The 24,354-nt window shown below is 60.5% G+C and carries 17 protein-coding genes; 6 read left to right on the forward strand and 11 right to left on the reverse strand.

The window, feature by feature from the left end; translation table 11 throughout:
• Positions 1-41: 41 nt before the first annotated feature.
• From hutU to hutC, 3 genes are all read right to left on the reverse strand, one after another.
• On the reverse strand, positions 42-1,727 hold the full coding sequence (gene hutU, locus MJP36_RS00325; protein ID WP_235594026.1) for a urocanate hydratase: 1,686 nt from the start codon (positions 1,725-1,727) through the stop codon (positions 42-44).
• A gap of 400 nt (positions 1,728-2,127) precedes the next feature.
• Complete coding sequence (locus MJP36_RS00330) at positions 2,128-2,688, reverse strand: HutD/Ves family protein (protein WP_244384591.1); 561 nt, start codon at positions 2,686-2,688, stop codon at positions 2,128-2,130.
• Entirely contained in the window at positions 2,685-3,395 is a 711-nt protein-coding gene (gene hutC, locus MJP36_RS00335) for a histidine utilization repressor (protein ID WP_235594029.1), read from the reverse strand. Before hutC ends, MJP36_RS00330 begins: the two co-directional genes overlap by 4 nt.
• Before the next feature lie 147 nt (positions 3,396-3,542).
• On the opposite strand from hutC, the gene MJP36_RS00340 reads away from it, so the two are divergent.
• Positions 3,543-4,907 (forward strand): formimidoylglutamate deiminase, encoded by a 1,365-nt coding sequence (locus tag MJP36_RS00340; protein ID WP_244384594.1) that lies wholly within the window; start codon positions 3,543-3,545, stop codon positions 4,905-4,907.
• A 131-nt stretch (positions 4,908-5,038) separates the two neighbouring features.
• On the opposite strand, the gene MJP36_RS00345 is transcribed toward MJP36_RS00340, so the two are convergent.
• The 6 genes from MJP36_RS00345 to MJP36_RS00370 form a co-directional block, all read right to left on the reverse strand.
• On the reverse strand, positions 5,039-5,608 hold the full coding sequence (locus MJP36_RS00345; RefSeq protein ID WP_060754590.1) for a lipocalin family protein: 570 nt from the start codon (positions 5,606-5,608) through the stop codon (positions 5,039-5,041).
• A gap of 30 nt (positions 5,609-5,638) precedes the next feature.
• Positions 5,639-5,893, reverse strand: a complete 255-nt coding sequence (locus MJP36_RS00350; RefSeq protein WP_060754591.1) for a hypothetical protein — start codon at positions 5,891-5,893, stop codon at positions 5,639-5,641.
• Between the two features lie 176 nt (positions 5,894-6,069).
• Positions 6,070-7,080 (reverse strand): class 1 fructose-bisphosphatase, encoded by a 1,011-nt coding sequence (locus MJP36_RS00355; RefSeq protein WP_060754592.1) that lies wholly within the window; start codon positions 7,078-7,080, stop codon positions 6,070-6,072.
• Positions 7,081-7,176: 96 nt separating this feature from the next.
• The gene (locus MJP36_RS00360) at positions 7,177-8,526 is read right to left on the reverse strand and encodes a DUF3999 domain-containing protein (RefSeq protein WP_060754593.1); all 1,350 of its coding nucleotides are present in this window, start codon (positions 8,524-8,526) and stop codon (positions 7,177-7,179) included.
• On the reverse strand, positions 8,526-12,044 hold the full coding sequence (locus tag MJP36_RS00365) for a DUF2339 domain-containing protein (protein ID WP_244384596.1): 3,519 nt from the start codon (positions 12,042-12,044) through the stop codon (positions 8,526-8,528). The genes MJP36_RS00360 and MJP36_RS00365 overlap by 1 nt, the downstream gene beginning before the upstream one ends.
• A 166-nt stretch (positions 12,045-12,210) precedes the next feature.
• Positions 12,211-14,661: a glycogen/starch/alpha-glucan phosphorylase gene (locus MJP36_RS00370; RefSeq protein WP_244384599.1), complete on the reverse strand. Its 2,451-nt coding sequence runs from the start codon at positions 14,659-14,661 to the stop codon at positions 12,211-12,213.
• Positions 14,662-14,887: 226 nt separating this feature from the next.
• Between MJP36_RS00370 and MJP36_RS00375 the strand changes: the two genes are divergently transcribed.
• The gene (locus MJP36_RS00375; RefSeq protein WP_003237464.1) at positions 14,888-15,322 is read left to right on the forward strand and encodes a YkgJ family cysteine cluster protein; all 435 of its coding nucleotides are present in this window, start codon (positions 14,888-14,890) and stop codon (positions 15,320-15,322) included.
• A gap of 181 nt (positions 15,323-15,503) precedes the next feature.
• On the opposite strand, the gene typA is transcribed toward MJP36_RS00375, so the two are convergent.
• Together typA and thiI are read right to left on the reverse strand one after the other, a co-directional pair.
• Entirely contained in the window at positions 15,504-17,324 is a 1,821-nt protein-coding gene (gene typA, locus MJP36_RS00380) for a translational GTPase TypA (RefSeq protein ID WP_060754596.1), read from the reverse strand.
• A 139-nt stretch (positions 17,325-17,463) separates the two neighbouring features.
• A complete protein-coding gene (gene thiI, locus MJP36_RS00385; protein WP_060754597.1) occupies positions 17,464-18,918 on the reverse strand; it encodes a tRNA uracil 4-sulfurtransferase ThiI in 1,455 nt (484 codons plus the stop codon).
• A 333-nt stretch (positions 18,919-19,251) separates the two neighbouring features.
• Here thiI and glnA point away from each other — a divergent pair, with 333 nt between their 5' ends.
• From glnA to ntrC, 4 genes are all read left to right on the forward strand, one after another.
• The gene (glnA, locus tag MJP36_RS00390; protein WP_060754598.1) at positions 19,252-20,658 is read left to right on the forward strand and encodes a glutamate--ammonia ligase; all 1,407 of its coding nucleotides are present in this window, start codon (positions 19,252-19,254) and stop codon (positions 20,656-20,658) included.
• Between the two features lie 179 nt (positions 20,659-20,837).
• Positions 20,838-21,374, forward strand: coding sequence for a chorismate mutase (locus MJP36_RS00395; RefSeq protein ID WP_244384600.1), 537 nt, complete (start codon positions 20,838-20,840; stop codon positions 21,372-21,374).
• A 261-nt stretch (positions 21,375-21,635) separates the two neighbouring features.
• Entirely contained in the window at positions 21,636-22,721 is a 1,086-nt protein-coding gene (glnL, locus tag MJP36_RS00400; protein ID WP_060754600.1) for a nitrogen regulation protein NR(II), read from the forward strand.
• Positions 22,718-24,154 (forward strand): nitrogen regulation protein NR(I), encoded by a 1,437-nt coding sequence (gene ntrC, locus MJP36_RS00405; protein WP_060754601.1) that lies wholly within the window; start codon positions 22,718-22,720, stop codon positions 24,152-24,154. The genes glnL and ntrC overlap by 4 nt, the downstream gene beginning before the upstream one ends.
• Positions 24,155-24,354: the final 200 nt, after the last annotated feature.

Genomic DNA, 24,354 nt, shown 5'->3' on the forward strand with positions numbered 1-24,354 from the left:
TCTGATGGATTGTTTTCTGGTTGATTGCCCGTCAAATGGGGTTATTTGATCATCGGGAGATTGAGGCCCTGTTCCTTGGCGCAGTCGATCGCGATCTGGTAACCGGCATCCGCGTGACGCATCACGCCGGTTGCCGGGTCGTTGTGCAGCACGCGAGCAATGCGCTCGGCCGCTTCATCGGTACCGTCGCAGACGATCACCATGCCGGAGTGCTGGGAGAAGCCCATGCCCACGCCGCCGCCGTGGTGCAGCGAAACCCACGTCGCGCCGCTGGCGGTGTTGAGCAAGGCGTTGAGCAGCGGCCAGTCGGAAACGGCGTCGGACCCATCCTGCATCGATTCGGTCTCGCGGTTCGGGCTGGATACCGAGCCGGAGTCCAGATGGTCACGGCCGATCACCACCGGTGCCGACAGCTCGCCGCTGCGCACCATTTCGTTGAACGCCAGGCCCAGCTTGGCGCGCTGGCCCAGGCCAACCCAGCAGATACGGGCCGGCAAGCCCTGGAAGCTGATGCGCTCGCGGGCCATGTCCAGCCAGTTGTGCAGGTGGGCATCGTCCGGGATCAGCTCTTTGACTTTGGCGTCGGTCTTGTAGATGTCTTGCGGGTCGCCGGACAGCGCCGCCCAACGGAACGGGCCGATGCCACGGCAGAACAGTGGGCGGATGTAGGCCGGTACGAAACCTGGGAAGTCGAATGCGTTTTCCACGCCTTCTTCCTGGGCCATCTGGCGGATGTTGTTACCGTAGTCGAACGTCGGGATGCCTTGCTTCTGGAATTCCAGCATGGCTTTGACATGCACGGCCATCGACTGCTTGGCGGCCTTGATCACGGCAGCCGGTTCGGTCTTGGCGCGGGCGCGGTATTCGTCCCAGGTCCAGCCGGCCGGCAGGTAGCCGTTGAGTGGGTCGTGGGCGCTGGTCTGGTCGGTGACCATATCCGGGCGCACGCCACGCTTGACCAGCTCCGGCAGGATTTCCGCAGCGTTACCCAGCAAGGCGATAGAGATGGCTTTGCCTTCCTTGGTGTATTTGGCGATGCGGGCCAGGGCGTCGTCGAGGTCGGTGGCCTGCTCGTCGACATAACGGCTGTTGAGGCGGAAGTCGATGCTGACCTGCTGGCATTCAATGTTCAGCGAGCACGCGCCGGCCAAGGTGGCAGCCAGGGGTTGCGCGCCGCCCATGCCGCCGAGGCCGGCAGTGAGAACCCAGCGGCCGGTAAGGTCGCTGTTGTAGTGCTGGCGACCGGCTTCGACGAAGGTTTCGTAGGTGCCCTGGACGATGCCCTGGCTGCCGATGTAGATCCAGCTGCCGGCGGTCATCTGGCCATACATGGCCAGGCCCTTGGCATCCAGTTCGTTGAAGTGTTCCCAACTGGCCCAGTGCGGCACCAGGTTGGAGTTGGCGATCAGCACACGCGGGGCATTGCTGTGGGTCTTGAACACGCCGACCGGCTTGCCGGATTGCACCAGCAGGGTTTCATCGTCATTGAGTCGAGTGAGGCTCTCGACGATCTGGTCGTAGCATTCCCAGTTGCGCGCCGCACGACCGATACCGCCGTACACCACCAATTCTTTCGGGTTTTCGGCCACTTGTGGGTCGAGGTTGTTCATCAGCATGCGCAGTGGCGCTTCTGTCAGCCAGCTTTTGGCGGTGAGTGTGTTACCGCGGGCCGCGCGGATTTCGACGTCACGGTATTTTGTAGGCTTGGCTTTAGAAAAATCGGTCACGACTGGACTCCTCGGCATGATGCGCGAACTGGGATGGTGCGAAGGAGAGTCTTACGCACACATCTTTACTTGTACATACAAGCATATGCAATCAAGCGGCCAACTTTTTGAAGATGCGCTGCAGGTTTTTTTGAAGGCGTGCGCAAGCCTTGAAAATCAAGGCTTCGAGACATGGTGAAATTTCTTACGACGACGTTTTACAGGGAGGGGGTTTTGTCACGACGGCGTGGCTTTGCGCCACGCTGGGGCGTTCGGTAACAAACTGGTGCGCGGGTTGGAAACAGATCTTGAGAGCAATGGGAAACAAATGTGGGAGGGGGCTTGCCCCCGATTGCAGTGGGTCAGCTACAGATGAACTGACTGATCCACCGCTATCGGGAGCAAGCCCCCTCCCACAGTTTTAACCGAGTGGCGTCAGTTCGATCAGACAGCAGCGGCCTGTTACAGCCATATCCAGCAGGCCGGTGTTACCGTCGATTTGCAGGCAATCGTGATGGCCCAGCGTCTGGTCCAGCACCTTTACCTCATCGGCGACGCTGAACACCAACACCGTCTGCGCCGTACTGAAAAAACGTTGCACGCCATCCACCCACTGCAACCTTGCGTGGTAACGCTGCGGCGAATAGATCAGGTTGAAGTCACGGATGGGCCCGGTGATCAGGCGGCATGACACCTCGCTTTCACCCTTGAACGCGAACGGCTGCAACGGCAACAACCCGCGCTGCTCTTCACCATCCACCGTCAGCACCATGCCTGCACCTTTGATCACCGTGATCACGCGCTGGTAGCCGGAGAAGGTGGAGAAGCCACCGGATTCGCCGATATCGGCAATCGACAGGCGCCAGCCAAAACCATCCAAGCCAGTGCCTGAGTCGCGGGTGATTTCTTCGGTGCTGCCACCGCCGTTTTTCCACGGCATGCGCACGTAATCGGTGGCGCGCCAGACTTTCACTGCACTCATTTGCTGAAACGTCCTTCCAGGCTGTGACGGGAACCGGGGTGGATCAACCGCGCCGCCGTTACCGGCTGACGGCCCGACCAGGTACGCCTGCGAATCAACAGGCACGGCTCGCTCGGTTCGATCTGCAACAGCTTGCACTCCTCGGCGTCAGCGAGGATCGCCTCGACCACGTGCTCGCCCTCGGTGAGCGGCGCGACCTGGTTCAAATACGCGTAGGGCGTTTGCAGGGTGAAATCCTGTTGCAGGTATTCCGGTGCGACCAGGGCGTTGACGAAACGGTCTTCGATTTGCACGGGAATATCGTTTTCGAAATGCACGATCAGCGAGTGGAACACCCGCCCGCCTTCGCGCATTTCCAGGGCAACGGCGCGTTCGGAGCCGGCCGCTTCTTCGCCCAGGTGGATGACCTTGCACGTATGCCGATGACCACGCGAGGCGATCTCATCGGCAATGTTGTGCACTTCAAACAGCGCCGATTGGCTCTTGGGCTCGGCAACGAAAGTGCCGACGCCTTGCATGCGTACCAGCAAACCTTCGGCGGTCAGTTCACGCAGGGCGCGGTTGATGGTCATGCGGCTGAAGCCCAGCTCGCTGACCAATTCACTCTCCGAGGGCACACGGTAATGCGGCGGCCAGTTGCCGGTGAGGATTTGCTGGCTGATCATCTGTTTGACGCGGGCATACAAGGGCGCCGGACTTTCGTCCATGTGGGCAGCCAGCGAAGAGTTGGCGGGCGGAGTCGGCACAGGGAATCCTTGCAGGGGGAAAAGATGCATAGATTGCCGGAGTTTACCGAGCAGGCAAACGTCTGTATATGTATATACAAATAAACACACGACCGGGGTGCCTTGATCATGTCCGCTTTCTTTGCCGAACGCGCACTGCTGCCTAATGGATGGGCCAATGATGTACGTCTTGAAGTCGGCGCCGATGGGCTGCTGACGAAAGTTGAGGTCAATGCCAGTGCGGATGCTGCCGAACGGCTGAGAGGCCCGGTGCTGGCCGGTATGCCGAATCTGCACTCCCATGCGTTTCAGCGCGCGATGGCCGGCTTGGCGGAAGTGGCAGGCAACCCGAATGACAGTTTCTGGACCTGGCGTGACTTGATGTACCGCATGGTCGGCAAGATCAACCCGGACCAACTGCACGTTATCGCCCGCCAGCTGTACATCGAAATGCTCAAGGCCGGTTACACCTCGGTGGCCGAGTTTCATTATGTGCACCATGACGCCAGCGGCCAGCCATACGCCGACCGCACGGAGCTTTCGCGGCAGATCAGCCAGGCGGCAGCGAGCAGCGGCATCGGCCTGACGTTGCTGCCGGTGCTGTACACCCACGCAGGCTTTGGCGGCCAGGCACCGAATGACGGCCAGCGACGCTTTATCAACAGCACCGAAAATTACCTCGACCTGCAGGCGCGGCTCAAACCGATTCTTGCAACGCAACCGGCGCAGGCGCTGGGCCTGTGCTTTCACTCCCTGCGTGCCGTCACGCCACAGCAGATCAGTGCTGTCCTGGCCGCCAGCGACAAGGCCTGCCCGGTGCATATCCATATCGCCGAACAGCAGAAAGAAGTCGACGACTGCCTGGCCTGGAGCGGCAAGCGCCCACTCCAGTGGCTGTATGACAACGTCGAGGTCGATGAGCGCTGGTGCCTGGTGCACGCCACCCATGCGGATGCCGACGAAGTGAAACGCATGGCACAGAGCCGCGCGATTGCCGGTTTGTGCCTGACGACTGAAGCCAACCTGGGTGACGGCATTTTCCCAGCCGTAGATTTCCTCGCCCAGGGCGGGCGCATGGGCATCGGTTCCGACAGCCATGTCTCGCTGAGCGTGGTGGAAGAGTTGCGTTGGCTGGAATATGGTCAACGCCTGCGTGACCAGCGGCGTAATCGTTTGTATCGCAGTGATCAGCCGATGGTTGGCCGCACGCTGTTTGATGCGGCACTGGATGGCGGCACCCAGGCGCTGGGGCAGCCGATTGGCCGCCTGGAAGTGGGCAAGCGTGCGGATTGGATTGTGCTGGACGGCAGTGATCCGTATCTGGCGACGGCGGTAGAAGACGGCATTCTCAACCGCTGGCTGTTTGCCGGTGGTGATCGACAGGTGCGGGATGTGCTGGTGAACGGCAAGTGGGTGGTGCGCGATGGTCATCATGCCGGCGAGGAAGAAAGCAGCCGGGCGTTCACGCAAGTCTTGAAGGATTTACTGAGCTAACTGGCGACATATGACAAATGTGGGAGCGGGCTTGCTCGCGAATGCTGTGGTTCAGTCAGAACATCTGATACTGATACACCGTATTCGCGAGCAAGCCCGCTCCCACATTTTGTTTAGCGATACTCTCAGTTTTATTGCGAGGTCTTGGCCATCTGTTTGTCTGACGTACGCCAGATCAACCGCGTGGTGTCATACCCCTGCTGGCGCGCCCTGCTCAGCAAGTCTTCGCGGGTGTCGGCACTCACCGTCGGCGTGCGCGACAAGATCCACATGTAACGCCGGCTCGGGCTGCCGACGATAGCCGTCTTGTAGTCATCGCTGACGTACAGCACCCAGTAGTCGCCCTTGGCGACGCCCGGCAGCAGCGACGTGAACCAGTTATTGAATTCGACCCAGAGCTTGTCGGTCTTGCCCGGCACTTGCGGCGTGGCCGTGCCCTTGGCTTCTTCCCACTTCCACTCGCTCGTCAGGCAGCGGTTGAACACCGACATGTCACCATCCGGCAGCAGGGTGTAGCGGGCTTCGGACTGTGCGCAGTTGCGCTGGAAGTACATCGGCAATCGGGCCAACTCATACCAGGTGCCCTGGTAACGCTTGAGATTGACGTTGCTCGCGGTCTTGGGTTGCAGATCGTCGCCAGAATGGCTGGCACAGCCCGCCAAAAACAGGCTGGCGCAAAGGCATAAAACAAAACGCATCATTCTTCTTCTCCCGCAGGCTCGCGCCCCGGTTTACTTCAGGCCTTGCCCGGAAAACATCAAAACTTTGTCACCGGCGTACTGCACGCTGATAAAGCTGTTTTTATCACCCCACGTGCAACTGGACATACCCAGTGCACCGGAGCAATCGGTCGGCTTGCCCAGCAACGACTCAACCTCGGCCTTGGCCATGCCGGCCGACAGCTTCGCGTAGTTTTCTTGAGTGACCTTGCTGCAAGCGGCTAAGAGCACGCAAAAAGCCAACAAGGCGAGACGGCGTAGAGACATGGAAAAGCTCCTGGAGAGACAAAGCAGCTGGGGTATCTGCCAGAAGCTTAGAAGGGAAAACAGGTGTCTGGTTCCCGATAGGCAAAAACAAAAAAAGCCCCGAAACGCTGAAACGTTTCGGGGCTTCTTCAAGGGTGATCCGGCTCACAACAACGCGGATAACCGGTCGCTGCAACTTACTGCTTGTGGTAAGCCGTCACACGCTCAACTTCTTCCTTCGAACCCAGGAATACCGCCACGCGCTGATGCAGGCCTTCAGGCTGGATGTCGAGGATACGCTGGTGGCCGTCGGTAGACGCACCGCCCGCCTGTTCAACCAGGAAGGACATCGGGTTGGCCTCGTACATCAGGCGCAGTTTGCCCGGCTTGGAGGGTTCGCGGCTGTCACGTGGGTACATGAACAGGCCACCACGGGTCAGGATACGGTGCACGTCAGCCACCATCGCAGCGACCCAACGCATGTTGAAGTTCTTCTTCAACGGGCCTTCTTCGCCTTCCATCAACTCGTTCACATAACGCTGCACGGGAGCTTCCCAGTGGCGCTGGTTGGACATGTTGATGGCGAATTCCTGGGTGGACGCCGGGATGGAGATGTCTTCGTGGGTCAGTACGAAGCTGCCCATTTCGCGGTCCAGGGTGAAACCTTTGACGCCGTCGCCCAGGGTCAGCACCAGCATGGTCTGCGGGCCGTAGATCGCGTAGCCGGCAGCGACCTGCTCGGTGCCTGGCTGCAGGAAAGCCTTTTCGTTCAGGGCTTCGTTCTGGCTCAGGTATTCATTCGGGCAACGCAGTACCGAGAAGATGGTGCCGACCGGAGCGTTGATGTCGATGTTGGACGAACCGTCCAGTGGGTCGAACACCAACAGGTACGCGCCTTTCGGGTATTTGCCCGGGATCTGGTAGGCATTGTCCATTTCTTCGGACGCCATGCCGGCCAGGTGACCGCCCCATTCGTTGGCTTCGAGCAGGATCTCGTTGGACAGTACGTCGAGTTTCTTCTGCACTTCGCCCTGGACGTTTTCAGTGCCCATGCTGCCCAGAACACCACCCAGTGCGCCCTTGGAAACGGCGTGGCTGATCTCCTTGCAAGCACGCGCCACCACTTCGATAAGGAAGCGCAGATCGGCAGGCGTGTTGTTGCTGCGGGTCTGCTCGATCAAATAGCGACTCAAGGTAACGCGGGACATGGAAGGCTCCGAAGAATGGGGGGCTTAAAAACCCGCGCAGTTTAACGCGAGTCGAGGCTTAAATCCTCTAATCAGAGGATTTAAAGCCAATAGAGTTCAGGGGGTACCCTGAGGCTTGCGCAACAAACTGTAGGCCATGGCGCCCAGTGCCGCCACGCCCAACAGGAGCACAGCCCACAGGCCCAACTTCTTCCAGTCGCTACCTACCTCAGGCGAAACGGCCACGGCGGCGGGCTTGACCACAACCTCTCCCGTGACGCTGGCCTGGCCCAATGCCTTGAGCCGTTCGGCACTGTAGTCGGGAATCAACGTGGATAACGGCAAATTCGCCGCCTTCACCGAAGCATTGCCGAGCGCAAGAGTAAACGGCGGCTCACCCCGCGCCAGGAACACCAATTGCGTGGAGCGCACGGCAAACCGCAGGGCCGGTGCTTCGACCCCCAGACCGCCGCCCCGCTCATCCACCTGCAACTTGAGCTGCGCAACGGCCACGCCCGGCAATTGCAACTCATCCTGCACCACGTCCTGGCCATTACGGGTCAGGCGATACAACAAACCGTTACTCAGCGGCTGCCACGCTTGATTGGCCTCAAGGCGCCCGGCCAAGGTCACGGGGGCCAACGTGTTGGGTTGCTTCAACTCGACGCGCAAGCGCTCGACATGCAGCCCCGTCGGCAACTGCCAGCTGTATTCGCCGGCGTTGAGCCGCGTGCCCGACAACGGCTGCGACCACACCAACGGCAGCGGCAGGCTGCTGCTGGTCGCGCTGACCAGCTTGGCCGAGGTCAACTGCGGCGCGGCTTGGCCCTGCCAGACCAGACGCAGATAGCGTGCCGACTGCCCCGGCAGACTCACGTCATGCTGCTCGACCCGCTCGTCGGCAAACGACAAGCGCGCCACTTGGCCATCACCCCAGGCTTGCCAGTGTTGCAGGTCATCACTGGCTTCAATGCTGAAACGCTGGAAGCCATCCTGCTCGCGACTCCAGTCAAGGCTCAGTTGCTGCAACGGCGCCTTGATCGCACTGGCGTCCAGCACCCAGCCGCGCAGCACCTGTTTGTCCGTCTTGATGGCAGGGCGCACCTCCAGCAAGGTGCCCTCGGTGGTGGATTTCATCACCACGCCGGGCAACGCTTGCTGCGCGTCAGCGGCGTACAGCGGAAACCACTTCACATCGGCAACGTCGCGGCTTTCAGTACGCTGCGCCGATTGACGCGACAACGCATAAGCCTGCGGCTCCCCTGCGGCGTTGAACACCCGCACATCACTGAGATCAGCCTGCCGCGCACTCAACTGCACCGCCAGCGGCAGCTCCAGGCGATACCAGGGGCCATTGCCGCTCACGGCCAGCGGCACCTGCGTGGTGAAGTCAGCCGGCCCTTCCTGCGCGTAAACCGCCGAACACAGCAGCCCTACCATCCACCCAGCCAGACTCAGCTTGCCCATCAAGAAGACGCTCCTTCGGTTTGAATCACAGGTTCGGCGCGCTTGGGCGGCAGCGGTGCAAAGTAGCCCACCACCAGCAACAGCCCGCCGACGCCGATAAACGACACGATCCGCGCCAGACCGCCGCGGTTACTCAGTTCGACAAAGAACAGCTTGGCCACCACCACCGCAATCAGCGCCGCGCCGATCAGCCACACTTCGCGACGATGGCGCAGGTGACCGCCGATCATCAGGCCGAGGGCGATCAGGGTCCAGACGATCGACAGTCCGGCCTGCACCAGCATCGACTCCAGCAGCGCATCCCAGTGAAACGGCACGCCGCCCCAATGGTGGGCGGTGCGCATCACCAATGCCGTCAAGAACGCAAACAGCGAAACACCCGCGACACCCTGGGCGATCAGCTCAGCCTGCGGCCCGCGTTGCGGCGCCACGCTGCGCGACCACAGGTACACCCCCAACAGCGCGAACAACAGCCCCAGATCCAACGGGTTGAGCAGCGGCACATAAGGCAGCGGCCTGGCCGTGCCGTCGCTGAAGATATTCGCCAGCCAGAACCAGCCGAGCATCAACACCGCCAACGGCAATGCCGCCAGCACGCGATATTCACGCGGATAAGCCGCCACCGGCCACGGCCAACCGCGTGGCGCGGCCGCCAGCACCAGATACAGGCTCGGCAGAACGGCCCAACCCAACCAGCGCCAGGCGTTGTACTCACTCGACAGCAACAACAAGCCGTAGCGCAATTCCAGGTCCAGCACGCCGATAAACATCCAGCAGCCAAGCACATGAGCAATGCTCAACACCTTGCCTGGCACCACCGCAGCCAAGCGGCGCAGCGCAATGAAATGCACCGCGAACACCGCCAGCCAGGCCAGCCAACCGTAGTGGGCCGCCGGGTGGTAATAGGCATGGGCGGACACCAGCAATACCAGGCCCGCCGCCGGCATCAGCAAGGTGCACAGCATGCCCAGCGAGGCCCAGCGCAGGCGTTCGGCCAACAGCGCCCAAATCGCCACGCTCACCGCGGCAATCGCCAGCAGGAAAGGGCCTTGCAGTTCCTCGGGGATAAACCGCAACACTTCACCGATCAATGCCAGTGCCCACCAGGCAGCGCCCCACACCAGCAACAGGTCCGACAGGCGTTGCAGCTTCAACACGGTAAATACCGGCGCCTGGGGTTCACGCTGCAAGCGCCAGGCGCCGACCAGAGCAGCAAGGCCCAGCACCATCGGTGTCCAGAACCCACTGTGGGCCAACGGCCGCAAGCCGTCGCCGGTCATGGGCCCGAGCAGCTCCGGCACCGCCAGCAGGAAAGAGGCGCCACCGACCAGTTGCAACAGCAAGCCAAACACGAAGCTGACGCGCTGTTGCAGGTGCAGGCTCAACCAGATGATCAACAAACCACTGGCCGCCCACACACCGCTGGCACTTTCCCAGGGCAGTACGAACAACACCGCCAGGTTGATCAGCACCAGCCCCGCCAGCAATACCACCGACAATCCACGCAGCAGCCGCACATCGCTGCGCACCTGGTCATCGCGCGCAGCCAGCAACATGCCGCCCACCAAGGCCAGGCCGATCAGCGACGCGCTCATCAGGCCGCTCCAGCCCGCACTGAATACCGCCGCCCCGTCACCCCCCTGCAGGCGCAACAGGAACAACGCGCCGCCCAGCAACTGCACGGCGAAGGCGGTGAACAGGAAAGTACGCGAGCCGATGCGCAACCCAATCCACAACGTGACCAGACCGGCCATTGCCCAACTGATGGCCGTGCCTTGGGTCAGCAAAAACAACGGTGCAAGCAGGTACAAAGCACTCAAGCCCAGGCTCGCCAGCACCGGCAAGCCTTTGCGCTCCCAAACCGCCGTCTGCTCGGTCGATGCCTTGCGCAATTGATCAAAGCTGAACAGCAACGCGGCGCCCAGCAGCAATGCCCCCAGCGGCGCGCCCTCAAGCAAGGTCAGGTCGCCCACCCGTAGTTCACTGAGGAACGCCAGCGCCGACCCCAACTGCAGCAACAGGCCAAACGCCCGCGCCAACGGTCGCTGCTGACGCAGGCCAAGCCAGACGATCCCGGCGCCTTCCACCGCCCAGGCTGCGGCCGTCCAGCGCGCATCCAGGCCCAAGGGTATCGCCAGGCTGGCGAAGATTACCCCCAGCGCCAGGCAGGTTTCCGACAGTAACAAGGCACGCCCGCCACTGAGCCACCGGGCCAGGCCCATGTAGATGATGCCCAGGCCCAATGCGCTGAAAGCAGCGGCAAACTCCAGATGCTGCACCAGCGCGAACTGCAAGCCAAACCCCACCAGCGGCGGGCCGAACAACAGGCTGCCATCAACGTAGTTGCCCTTGGCCGCCGACCAGCGCAACAAGGCACCCCGGCTGTCGTCCTCGGGGGAGTCGCTCATCTCCAGCAATTTGCGGCGGGCGAACAACAGGCCGATCACCAGGTACATCAGGAAGAACAGAATCAGGAACGGCTCGGTGCTCCATAGCAGCTCCGGCGTATAGGAGCGCATGCCCCAGGCAAAACCGATACCGAAGGTGCCGACAAACCCGATCAGATCCAGCAAGCGCCAAGCCTTGAACCAGGCGATGGCGAGGATGCCGGCATTCAGCAAGGCGAAATAGCTGAACAGCGCCACATGGTTACCGGCACCGGTAGAGGTGAGGATCGGCGCGGCAAAACCACCCAACGCCGCCGCGCAAGCCAAGCCGAGGGCGTCCTGGGTAACCGCCAGGATCGCCGAGAACACGGTGACCGCCACCAGCAGGCCCAAGGCCGCACCCGGGTCAATCAGCGGGTGCAGACGCATCGCCGCAAAGACGGTCAGGTACAGCACCGCGATCCCGGTGCCTTGCAGCATCAAACCGTAATTGCTATTGCGCAGCCGCAGCCACCAGCCCAGGCCCAGCAGGCCGACGGCGGCAGCGGCAACACCGGCGTAACGCAGCTCGATCGGCACCACCATGCCTTCTGTGGCGTAGCGCAGCAGGAACGCCAGGCCGAGAAACAGCAGCACCACGCCGACGCGCAATACGGTATTACCGCCGAACAGCCAATTGCGCGCACCGCTGAGGGCGCGTTCGATCAGATTGGGGCCACGGGGAATGGCAGGCTCCGCAGGGCGAGGCGCCGGCGTTGGTGCCCAGACGTCATCCGGCAGCGGTTGGCTCGCTTCGGCGACCACGACCATGGGGGCGATTTCGGCAGGCAGTTCCCAGACCAGCTCGGGCGCCTTTATAACCGGTGCCGGCTCAGGCGCAAGCGGTTCGACGCTCACATTGTTCGTCGGCGCAGGGACTTCCAGTTGCCGCAGGCGCTCACCCAGTGCGATCAGCGCCTTCTGCGTGGTTTCCAACTGACCCGCCTGCTGTTGCGCCTGGGCCGCCAGCTGCGCCAGGCGAATCGCCTGGCCAATGCCCAAGCCCAGCAGCGCACCGATGCCGGCATCACTGAACGACTCGTCGAGTGTCCAGCCGAGCACCAGGCCAATCAGCATGAAAATCCATTGCATGGTCGATATCCCTAATTAGCCCGAGGCGGGCAAACCGGCGCTCAGTATATCGACCAGGATTTAATGTGGGAGGGGGCCTGCCCCCGATAGCGGTGTATCAGTCCACATATTTGCTAACTGAATACCGTCACCGGGAGCAAGCCCCCCACATTTTGGACAGTTGTGTTTAGTCGAGGGCTTTCCAGATCTCGGTGGCGTACTCCCTGATGGTGCGATCCGAGGAGAACCAGCCCATCCGCGCCGTATTCAGCACCGCCGAACGCCACCATGCCTTGGAGTCATGCCAATGCGCCTCGACCCGCTCCTGGGCGTACCAGTAGGAGTCGAAGTCGGCACACACCAGGAAGCGGTCGTAACTGACCAACCCGTCGATCAACCCCACATAGCGCCCCGGGTCATCCGGAGAGAACACCCCGCCGCGAATCGCCTGCAGCACGTCATTGAGGCGATGGGACGCCGCAATATCGGGGCCTGCGTGGAACTCACCGGCATGCTTGCGCGCCTCCACCTGCTGCGCACTGAGGCCGAAGATAAACATGTGCTCGGCACCGACGCGCTCGTGCATCTCCACGTTGGCGCCGTCCATGGTGCCGATGGTCAACGCACCGTTGAGGCCGAACTTCATGTTGCTGGTGCCTGAGGCTTCGAAGCCGGCGGTGGAAATCTGCTCCGACAAGTCCGCCGCCGGAATGATGCTTTCCGCCAGACTGACGTTGTAGTTGGGCAGGAACACCACTTTGAGCAAGCCCCGTACGGTCGGGTCGTTGTTGACGGTGCGGGCGATGTCGTTGGTCAGTTTGATGATCAGCTTGGCCTGGTGATAACTGGCCGCCGCCTTGCCCGAGAAAATTTTCACACGGGGCACCCAGTCGGTTTCCGGCTCGGCGCGGATCGCCTGGTACAGCGCGACGGTGTGCAACAGGTTGAGCAGTTGGCGCTTGTACTCGTGGATGCGCTTGACCTGCACGTCGAACATCGCCGCCGGGTTGACGGCGATGCCCAGCCGCTCGTGAATGATCTCGGCCAGTGCGCGCTTGCTGTGCAGGCGTTGTTCGGCGAAGGCTTTGCGGAACGTCTGCTTCTCGGCAAACGGTTCCAGCTCGACCAGGCGCTCTTCAGGCTTGTCGAGGATATCGGACCCCAGCGCCTCTACCAGCATCGCGGTCAGCTTGGGGTTGGCCTGGTACAGCCAGCGGCGGAAGGTGATGCCGTTGGTTTTATTGTTGATGCGCTCCGGGTACAGCTTGTGCAGCTCGGAAAACACCGTGCTGCGCATCAGTTGAGTGTGCAGGCCGGACACGCCGTTGACGCTATGGGAGCCGAGGAACGCCAGGTTGCCCATGCGCACGCGGCGGCCGTTGTCCTCTTCGATCAGCGACACCGAACGCAGCACGTCGAAATCGTGGATGCCTTTGGCACGCAGCGAGTCAATGTGCTGTGCGTTGATCAGGTAGATGATCTGCATGTGCCGCGGCAACATGCGCTCCATCAGGCCGACCGGCCAGGTTTCCAGGGCTTCGGGCAACAGGGTGTGGTTGGTGTACGAAAGCGTTTCCACGGTGACGTCCCACGCCGCATCCCATGGAAGATCGTGCAGGTCGACCAGTTGGCGCATCAATTCGGCCACGGCGATGGACGGGTGGGTGTCGTTGAGTTGGATGGCGGCGTGCTCACCCAGGCTCAGCACCGAGCCATGCATATTCTTGTGGCGGCGCAGCAGGTCTTGCAACGAAGCCGCGACGAAGAAGTACTCCTGGCGCAGGCGCAGTTCCTGCCCCGCTTCGGTGCTATCGGCCGGGTAAAGCACGCGCGAGATGCTCTCCGCACGGGCGACTTCGGCCACCGCGCCCAAGTGGTCGCCGGCGTTGAAGCGCTCCAGGTGCAGGTCTTCCACCGCACGCGCACGCCACAGGCGCAAGGTGTTGACGCTCGCGCCACGCCAGCCGACCACCGGCGTGTCATAGGCCACCGCGCGCACGGTTTCGTTGGGCGTCCACACCTGGATCATCTTGCCGGAAGCATCCGGCAGGGTTTCGACGCTGCCGCCAAAGCCAATCGGGTAAATCACTTCGGCCCGCTCGAATTCCCATGGGTTACCGAAATCCAGCCAGCGCTCGGTCTGTTCCTGCTGCCAGCCATCCACAATCGCCTGGCGGAACAAGCCGTGCTCGTAGCGAATGCCATAACCGTGGCCGGCAATGCCCAAGGTCGACATGCTTTCCATGAAGCACGCCGCCAGGCGCCCCAGCCCCCCGTTGCCCAGCGCCGCGTCGGGCTCCAGCAGGCGGATGCGCTCCAGGTCCACGCCCAGCTCCGCCAGGGCTTCGCGGGCAATTTCCAGCACGCCAAGATTGCTCAGGCTGTCGTAAAGCAAGCGCCCGATAAGAAATTCCAGAGAGAGGTAATACACCCGCTTCTGACCTTTGCGATAAATGCGCCGGGTGTGGTCCATCCAATGATCGACCATCTGGTCGCGGGCGGCCAGGGCAATGGCTTCGAACCAGTCATGGTCGAAGGCGTGATCCGGGTCCTTGCCCACCGCGTAGGTGAGTTTGGTCAAGACGGCATCGCGAAATGCGGCTACCTCTGCTTCTCGTGCAAGCGGTTCCTGAGACATCGGTGCGACCTCGGGCGAGATTGAAGGAGTTGCTAGAGCCTAGTCGGTCTGACAGACGGTAGACGTGCTGGTTCGGCAGTTTTTTTACTCATTCACCTATGCGCGAATTTAATGCAGGGGTCGTGCCGATCAGCCTTTGAGCTGAAACCCGCAAAATATTGTTCAAAAAACCACCAATCCCGGTATGATCGCGCGCCCGGATACAGCCCCACCTTTTGGAACCCTGATGAAGCCTCAACTGATCGCCGCCGCGGAACTCGACCGTCTTGAGACCTGGCAGAAATATTCCGCCCACATGTGCGGCGGCTGCGTGTCCAGCTGCTGCACGCTGCCGGTCGAAGTGAAGATCAAGGACCTGATCCGCATTGGTATCGTCGATGAATTCGAGCGCGGCGACCCGCCGAAGAACATCGCCAAGCGGTTGCAGAAGGAAGGCATTGTCGAGCGCTTCAATTCCAAGTCGGAAATTTTTACCCTGCAGCGTATGAGCAACAACGACTGCCTGTACCTGGATCGTAAGACGCGCTTCTGCACTATTTATGACAAGCGCCCGGATACCTGCCGCAACCACCCGAAGATCGGGCCGCGGCCGGGTTATTGCGCATACAAGCCGAAAGAAGTGGTGCGCGAGACCAACTTCAAGACTCTCGACAAGTTCTGATGATCGTGATGATCGTTCCCACGCTCTGCGTGGGAACGCATCCCTGGACGCTCTGCGTCCGCTCTTGATGGGACGCAGAGCGTCCCAAGAGGCATTCCCACGCAGAGCGTGGGAACGATCAGGCATAAAAAAACGCCCCCGGCCTTTCGACCGGGGGCGTTTTTATTCAGCCTGAGCTAACTCAGTTCTTGGCTTTCTTGGCAGCGCGGGTACGCTCGCCTTCGTCCAGGATCTTCTTGCGCAGACGGATCGACTTAGGTGTAACTTCGCACAGCTCGTCGTCCTGGATGAATTCCAGAGCCTGTTCCAGGGTGAAGCGAACAGGTGGAACCAGGGCGATGGTTTCGTCTTTACCCGAAGCACGCATGTTGTCGAGCTTCTTGCCTTTGGTTGGGTTGACGCCCATGTCGTTGTCACGGCTGTTCAGACCAACGATCTGGCCGTTGTAGATCTCTTGACCGTGTTCAACGAACAGCTTGCCACGTGCCTGGAGGGTTTCCAGGGAGTAGGTCAGCGCCTTGCCGGTTTCTACCGATACCAGAACACCGTTCTGACGGCCGGACATGTCGCCGGACTTCATGGTGTCGTAGCGATCGAAGATCGAGGTCAGGATGCCAGCACCGTTGGTCAGGGTCAGGAACTGGTTACGGAAACCGATCAGACCACGAGCAGGGATGTTGTATTCCAGACGCACACGGCCTTTGCCATCCGGCACCATGTTGGTCAGGTCGCCCTTACGCAGGCCCATCTCTTCCATGACCTTGCCCTGGGATTCTTCAGGGGTGTCGATGGTGACGTTTTCGAACGGTTCCTGCTTCACGCCGTCAACCTGACGGATGATCACTTCAGGACGACCAACACCCATTTCGAAGCCTTCGCGACGCATGGTTTCGATCAGTACCGAGAGGTGCAGCTCACCACGGCCGGAAACCTTGAACTTGTCAGCCGAGTCGCCTTCTTCAACGCGCAGTGCAACGTTGTACAGCAGCTCTTTGTCCAGACGCTCCTTGATGTTACGGGAGGTCACGAACTTGCCTTCTTTACCGCAGAAAGGCGAGTCGTTTACCTGGAAGGTCATGGAAACGGTTGGCTCGTCAACGGTCAGAGGCTTCATCGCCTCCGGAGTATCCGGGTGGCACAAGGTGTCAGAGATGAACAGCGAGTCCATACCGCTGATGCACACGATGTCACCGGCTGCCGCTTCTTCAACGTCGATGCGGTGCAGGCCGTGGTGACCCATCAGCTTCAGGATACGACCGTTGCGCTTCTTGCCGTCGGCGCTGATAGCCACAACCGGGGTGTTCGGCTTGACGCGACCACGAGCGATACGGCCAACGCCGATAACACCCAGGAAGCTGTTGTAGTCCAGTGCGGAGATCTGCATCTGGAACGGACCGTCACGGTCAACAGCCGGCGCTGGTACGTTGTCGACGATCGACTGGTACAGCGGGGTCATGTCTTCAGCCATGTCGTTGTGGTCCAGACCGGCAATACCGTTCAGGGCCGAGGCGTAGACGACTTTGAAGTCCAGCTGTTCTTCGGTGGCACCCAGGTTGTCGAACAGGTCGAAGATCTGGTCCAGAACCCAGTCCGGACGCGCGCCTGGACGGTCAACCTTGTTGATGCACACGATCGGACGCAGGCCGGCTTCGAACGCCTTCTTGGTCACGAAACGGGTTTGCGGCATAGGGCCGTCTTGAGCGTCAACCAGCAGCAGAACGGAGTCGACCATCGACATTACGCGTTCTACTTCGCCGCCGAAGTCGGCGTGGCCCGGGGTGTCCACGATGTTGATGTGGTAGCCGTTCCAGTTGATGGCGGTGTTTTTTGCCAGGATGGTAATACCGCGCTCTTTTTCCTGGTCGTTGGAGTCCATCACGCGCTCGTCGTTGAGCTCGTTGCGCTCCAGGGTGCCGGATTGACGCAGGAGTTTGTCTACCAGGGTGGTTTTACCATGGTCAACGTGAGCAATGATGGCGATGTTACGTAGATTTTCGATCACTTGTGTATCTCGATCAGAGGATTCGGTGTGCTGACAGGTCGTGGCAGCGATTAACAATAGAGTCAGGCCTTGCCGTTACAGCTTGACGGCAGAGTCGGGGGGCCGGTGACGCAGGCCACAGGCAAACAGCCCCGGGCTCTTAGCTCGGTCGATAAACGCGCACATTGGCATGCCCCTCACTGAGCAAATGGTGGGCATGCAGGCGACTCATCACGCCTTTGTCGCAATACAGCAGGTACTGACGGCTGTCATCCAGTTCCTTGAAACGCGCGTTCAGTGCGTAGAACGGCAGCGTTTGCACGTCGATGCCAGCAATTTCCAGCGGTTCATCTTCAGCGGCATCCGGGTGACGGATGTCGATGACGATCTGGCCGGCCAGAGCCTCGCTGACTTCTTCGATCTGTACATCCTGGCCCAATTCATCGATTACGCGATCAATCGGCACCAGTTTGGCGTTCTCGAGCGCACGCTCCAGAACGGCCATATCGAATTCTTTCTCTTCATGCTCCACGCGGTGGCGCTTGGCATGGGTCTTGGGGTTCACCGAGATGACCCCGCAGTACTCGGGCATGTGCCTGGCAAAGTCGGCGGTGCCGATTTCTTGCGCCAGGTCGATGATGTCCTGCTTGTGGCTGGCGATCAGCGGGCGCAATACCAGCTTTTCGGTCACGCAATCGATCAGCGACAGGTTCGGCAGCGTCTGGCTCGAAACCTGGGAGATCGCCTCGCCGGTCACCAGCGCGTCGATATGCAGACGGTCGGCAATGCTCGACGCGGCGCGCAACATCATACGCTTCAATACCACGCCCATATGACTGTTATCGACTTTGCCGAGAATTTCGCCCAGCACTTCCTCGAACGGTACGCTCACAAATAGCACGCGTTGGGAGCTGCCGTATTTCTTCCAGATAAAGTGCGCAACTTCCATCACGCCCAATTCGTGTGCACGCCCGCCCAGGTTAAAGAAGCAGAAGTGGCTCATCAGGCCGCGGCGCATGATCTGGTAGGCCGCCACCGTGGAATCGAAACCGCCGGACATCAATACCAGGGTCTGTTCCAGGGCGCCCAGCGGGTAGCCGCCGATGCTGTTGTGCTGGCTGTGGATGACAAACAACCGTTGGTCGCGAATTTCGATTCGGACTTCGATTTCCGGCGTTTTCAGCGAAATTCCCGCTGCGCCGCACTCACGACGCAGCTTGCTGCCGACATATTTCTCGACATCCATGGAGCTGAACGGATGCTTGCCGGCACGCTTGCAACGCACAGAAAAGATCTTGCCTTCAAGCGAACTGCCGTAGTGCTGCTTGCACTTTTCGGTGATGTCGTCGAAGTCGCCCAGCGGGTATTCATCCACCTGCAGGAAATGCGCGATGCCCGGCATGCAGCTCAGGCGCTCGGTCATGTCCTTCAAGGCCTTGGCGTCGGTGACACGGGTTTCCAGCTCGAGATTGTCCCACACGCCATTCACCACCACAGCCGGGTCCAGGTCACGGAGCACGGCACGGATGTTCTTGGCCAACTGACGGATGAAACGCGTCCGTACCGGTCGGCTTTTAATGGTGATCTCGGGGAAGACTTTAACGATTAATTTCATGGAAACAGCGCGCGCCGGGCCTGCTGAAAAAGGGGGGCGCGGATTATAGCGGAAATCGCTCAAGGTTTAACCAGTTAATATACACAGCACACACAATGCACTAATAAGGTGCATTTTCGCTCCTCTGCGCTACATTGAGGTGCGCAATTTCTAGGCTTTTGTCGCAATGCACCTTTATAGGGGCGTTTTTGGAGCGGAAAACCCATGTTGGCGCACTGGCATGCAATTTGCTCTCTTGTGAGGCAGGTTGCCTTGGCGGACTATCCGCGCCGGCATCACCCACATTCTAAGGGCTAACTCCACTACCCAGCCCGAAGCCACCCGGAGGACACTATGTCGAAGTCGGTTCAACTCATCAAAGATCATGACGTTAAATGGATTGATCTGCGCTTCACGGACACCAAAGGTACTCAGCACCACGTGACCATGCCGGCGCGTGATGCGCTGGATGATGCTTTCTTCGAAGAAGGCAAAATGTTCGACGGTTCCTCCATCGCCGGCTGGAAAGGCATCGAAGCCTCCGACATGATCCTGATGCCGGACGACAGCACTGCCGTTCTCGACCCGTTCACCGAAGACCCAACCCTGATCCTCGTTTGCGATGTGATCGAGCCTTCGACCATGCAAGGCTACGACCGCGACCCACGTGCGATCGCCAAGCGTGCCGAGGAATACCTGAAGTCGACCGGTATCGGCGACACCGTATTCGTAGGCCCTGAGCCAGAATTCTTCATCTTTGATTCGGTCAAGTTCAAGTCCGACATCTCCGGCTCCATGTTCAAGATCTTCTCCGAGCAAGGTTCGTGGATGTCCGACCAGGACGTGGAAGGCGGCAACAAAGGCCACCGTCCAGGTATCAAAGGTGGCTACTTCCCAGTTCCGCCGTTCGACCACGACCACGAAATCCGTACCTCCATGTGCAACGCCATGGAAGAAATGGGCCTGGTCATCGAAGTTCACCACCACGAAGTGGCGACTGCCGGCCAGAACGAAATCGGTGTGAAGTTCAACACCCTGGTTGCCAAGGCTGACGAAGTTCAGACCCTGAAGTACTGCGTACACAACGTGGCTGACGCCTACGGCCGTACCGCAACCTTCATGCCTAAGCCACTGTACGGCGATAACGGTTCGGGTATGCACGTTCACCTGTCCATCGCCAAAGAAGGCAAGAACACCTTCGCCGGCGAAGGTTATGCCGGCCTGTCCGACACTGCCCTGTACTTCATCGGCGGTATCATCAAGCACGGTAAGGCCCTGAACGGCTTCACCAACCCGTCGACCAACTCCTACAAGCGTCTGGTCCCAGGCTTCGAAGCTCCGGTGATGCTGGCCTACTCGGCGCGTAACCGTTCCGCTTCGATCCGTATTCCTTACGTGTCCAGCCCTCGCGCTCGCCGTATCGAAGCCCGCTTCCCGGATCCGGCAGCCAACCCATACCTGGCCTTCGCTGCCCTGGTAATGGCTGGCCTGGACGGTATCCAGAACAAGATCCACCCTGGCGATGCCGCCGACAAAAACTTGTACGACCTGCCGCCTGAAGAGGCCAAAGAGATCCCACAAGTGTGCGGCAGCCTGAAAGAAGCCCTGGAAGAGCTGGACAAAGGTCGTGCGTTCCTGACCAAAGGCGGCGTATTCAGCGACGACTTCATCGATGCCTACATCGAGCTGAAAAGCGAAGAAGAAATCAAAGTACGCACCTTCGTACACCCACTGGAATACGAGCTGTACTACAGCTGCTGATCCAGTAGCGCTGCTTGACGTAGCGTGATGACGAAAAAGACCTCCTTCGGGAGGTCTTTTTTTGCCTCGGTTTTATTAAAAATGTGGGAGGGGGCCTGCTCCCGATGGCAGAGTGTCAGCCAGCACCTGTATTCACAGGCCCCATCGGGAGCAAGCCCCCCCCCACAAGGAGATCTGCGTTGAAACATAGACTTTTGTCAGCCCTGTTATTCGTCAGTGTCAGTGCGAGCGCCGCGCCGCCCACCCTGGAACCACTGCTCAACAGCATCGCCGAACGCCTGGAGATCGCTGACCAGGTCGCCCTGAGCAAATGGGACAGCCACAAGCCAGTGGAAGACAAGAAGCGCGAACAAGAGGTGATCGCCAGCGTCGCCGCCCAGGCACCGACCTACAAACTGGCACCTGACGCGGCGGAGCAATTCTTCTCGGCGCAGATCGAAGCCAACAAACTGGTGCAATACACCCTGCTGTCCGACTGGCAGTTCCAGGGCAAGGCGCCCGACGAGCCACGCCCGGATCTGGTAAAGCAGATTCGCCCACGACTGGACGAACTGCAAAAGCGCATGCTCCAGCAACTGGCGGATTTCACTCCGCAACGCACCGACCCGCAGTGCCCGCAATGGCTGGCACAGGCCGTCCATGAACCACTGAACGACCCAATGCGGCAACTGGCGATGATTCGCGCCACGGCTGAGCTGTGCATCTTCAAAGGCTGACCGCCAGGAAAGCCGCCTGGCTTTCCTGAACGGACCTTTCAAAACAGCACTATATTGGTGCGTCAGGTTGCACTCTTCCCCTCTGTCCAGCCCATTTTGGTTCGAAACTTCACGATCAAGCTGGCAGAACGCCACAGTTTCGCGCCTTAACCCCCCATTCCAGAGGTTTCGCGCTTCTTTTCGGAGCCTTGGTTTGGTTTTTGCATTTTCCTGGTATCAGCGTGTGCCTCAAGCCCGCGCCTTGCTCCAAAAGAGGTCCTGATGACCATCAGCGATGCACTGCACCGTTTGTTACTCGACAACCTGACCACCGCAACCATTCTGCTCAATGACGACCTGCGCCTTGAGTACATGAACCCGGCGGCGGAGATGCTCCTGGCTATCAGTGGCCAGCGCAGCCATGGGCAGTTCATCAGCGAATTGTTCACCGAGTCGGCCGAGGCCCTGAGCTCGTTGCGCCAGGCAGTGGAGCAGGCACACCCGTTCACCAAGCGCGAGGCGATGCTGACCGCCCTCACCGGCCAGACGCTGACCGTCGACTACGCCGTGACCCCGATCCTGAGCAACGGCGCCACCTTGCTGCTGCTGGAAGTACACCCTCGCGACCGCCTGCTGCGCATCACCAAGGAAGAGGCCCAACTGTCCAAGCAGGAAACCAGCAAAATGCTGGTGCGCGGCCTCGCCCATGAGATCAAGAACCCGCTGGGCGGCATTCGCGGCGCGGCGCAGTTGCTGGCCCGCGAGTTGCCGGAGGAGCATCTCAAGGACTACACCAACGTCATCATCGAAGAAGCCGACCGCCTGCGTAACCTTGTGGACCGCATGCTCGGCTCCAACAAGCTGCCGTCGCTGGCGCTGACCAACGTGCATGAAGTCCTGGAGCGCGTCTGCCAGCTCGTGGAAGCCGAAAGCCAAGGCTGTATCACCCTGGTACGCGACTACGACCCGAGCATTCCCGACGTATTGATCGACCGCGAACAGATGATCCAGGCGGTGCTCAATATCGTGCGCAACGCCATGCAGGCCATCAGCAGCCAGAACGAACTGCGCCTGGGCCGCATCAGCCTGCGCACCCGTGCCCTGCGCCAGTTCACCATCGGGCATGTGCGCCATCGCCTGGTGACCAAAGTCGAAATCATCGACAACGGCCCCGGAATTCCGGCGGAACTTCAGGAAACCATCTTCTTTCCCATGGTCAGCGGCCGCCCGGACGGTACCGGGCTGGGCCTGGCCATTACCCAGAACATCATCAGCCAGCACCAGGGTCTGATCGAATGTGAGAGCCATCCTGGCCACACCACCTTCTCGATCTTTCTACCACTGGAACAAGGAGCCCCATCGACATGAGCCGTAGTGAAACTGTGTGGATCGTCGATGACGACCGTTCTATCCGCTGGGTCCTCGAAAAAGCCTTGCAACAGGAAGGCATGGCCACCCAGAGCTTCGACAGCGCCGACGGCGTGATGAGCCGCCTGGCCCGCCAACAGCCGGACGTGATCATCTCCGACATCCGCATGCCCGGCGCCAGTGGCCTGGACTTGCTGGCACGCATCCGCGAGCAGCACCCGCGCTTGCCGGTGATCATCATGACGGCGCACTCCGACCTGGACAGCGCTGTCGCGTCCTATCAGGGCGGCGCCTTTGAATATCTGCCCAAGCCGTTCGACGTGGACGAAGCGGTGGCGCTGGTCAAGCGCGCCAACCAACACGCCCAGGAACAGCAAAACCAGGAAGCCCCGCCGACCCTGACCCGCACTCCGGAAATCATCGGTGAAGCGCCGGCGATGCAGGAAGTCTTTCGTGCCATCGGGCGCTTGAGCCATTCCAACATCACCGTGCTGATCAACGGCGAATCGGGCACCGGTAAAGAACTGGTGGCCCATGCCCTGCACCGTCACAGCCCACGGGCAGCCTCGCCGTTCATCGCCCTGAACATGGCGGCGATCCCGAAGGACTTGATGGAGTCCGAGTTGTTCGGCCATGAAAAAGGTGCCTTCACCGGTGCCGCCAACCTGCGCCGTGGCCGCTTTGAACAAGCCGATGGCGGCACGTTGTTCCTCGACGAAATCGGCGACATGCCGGCCGACACCCAGACGCGCTTGCTGCGCGTGCTGGCCGATGGTGAGTTCTACCGTGTCGGCGGGCATACCCCCGTCAAAGTGGACGTGCGCATCATCGCCGCGACCCACCAGAACCTGGAAACCCTGGTGCACGCGGGCAAATTCCGTGAGGACTTGTTCCACCGCTTGAACGTCATCCGTATCCACATCCCACGCATGTCGGATCGCCGTGAAGACATCCCGACCCTTGCCCGCCACTTCCTCAGCCGTGCAGCCCAGGAACTGGCCGTCGAACCGAAGCTGCTCAAGAGCGAGACCGAGGAATACCTGAAGAACCTGCCGTGGCCCGGCAACGTGCGCCAGCTGGAGAACACCTGCCGCTGGATCACCGTGATGGCGTCCGGACGCGAAGTGCATATCAGTGATCTGCCGCCGGAGCTGTTGAGCCTGCCGCAAGATTCGGCCCCCGTGACCAACTGGGAGCAGGCGCTGCGCCAATGGGCTGATCAGGCCCTGGCACGTGGCCAGTCGAACCTGCTGGACAGCGCTGTGCCGGCCTTCGAGCGAATCATGATCGAAACCGCCCTGAAGCACACCGCCGGCCGCCGCCGCGACGCCGCCGTGCTACTGGGCTGGGGCCGCAATACCCTGACTCGCAAGATCAAGGAACTGGGGATGAAGGTCGATGGCGGGGATGATGATGAGGGTGATGAAGGCTGAGTATCAGGTCTCTGATCGTTCCCACGCTCTGCCTGGGAATGCCGCCCTGGACGCTCTGCGTCCGCTTTTAGAGTCATGACGCGGAGCGTCACAGGATGCATTCCCACGCGGAGCGTGGGAACGATCAAACCCGATCTTCGTGCACCGCTTCAATGCACCACGAACCGTCATCGCGCACAGATGCAATGCTTAAAATCTCA

Source organism: Pseudomonas palleroniana (genome assembly GCF_022836895.1).
Taxonomy (GTDB): Bacteria; Pseudomonadota; Gammaproteobacteria; order Pseudomonadales; family Pseudomonadaceae; genus Aquipseudomonas; species Aquipseudomonas palleroniana.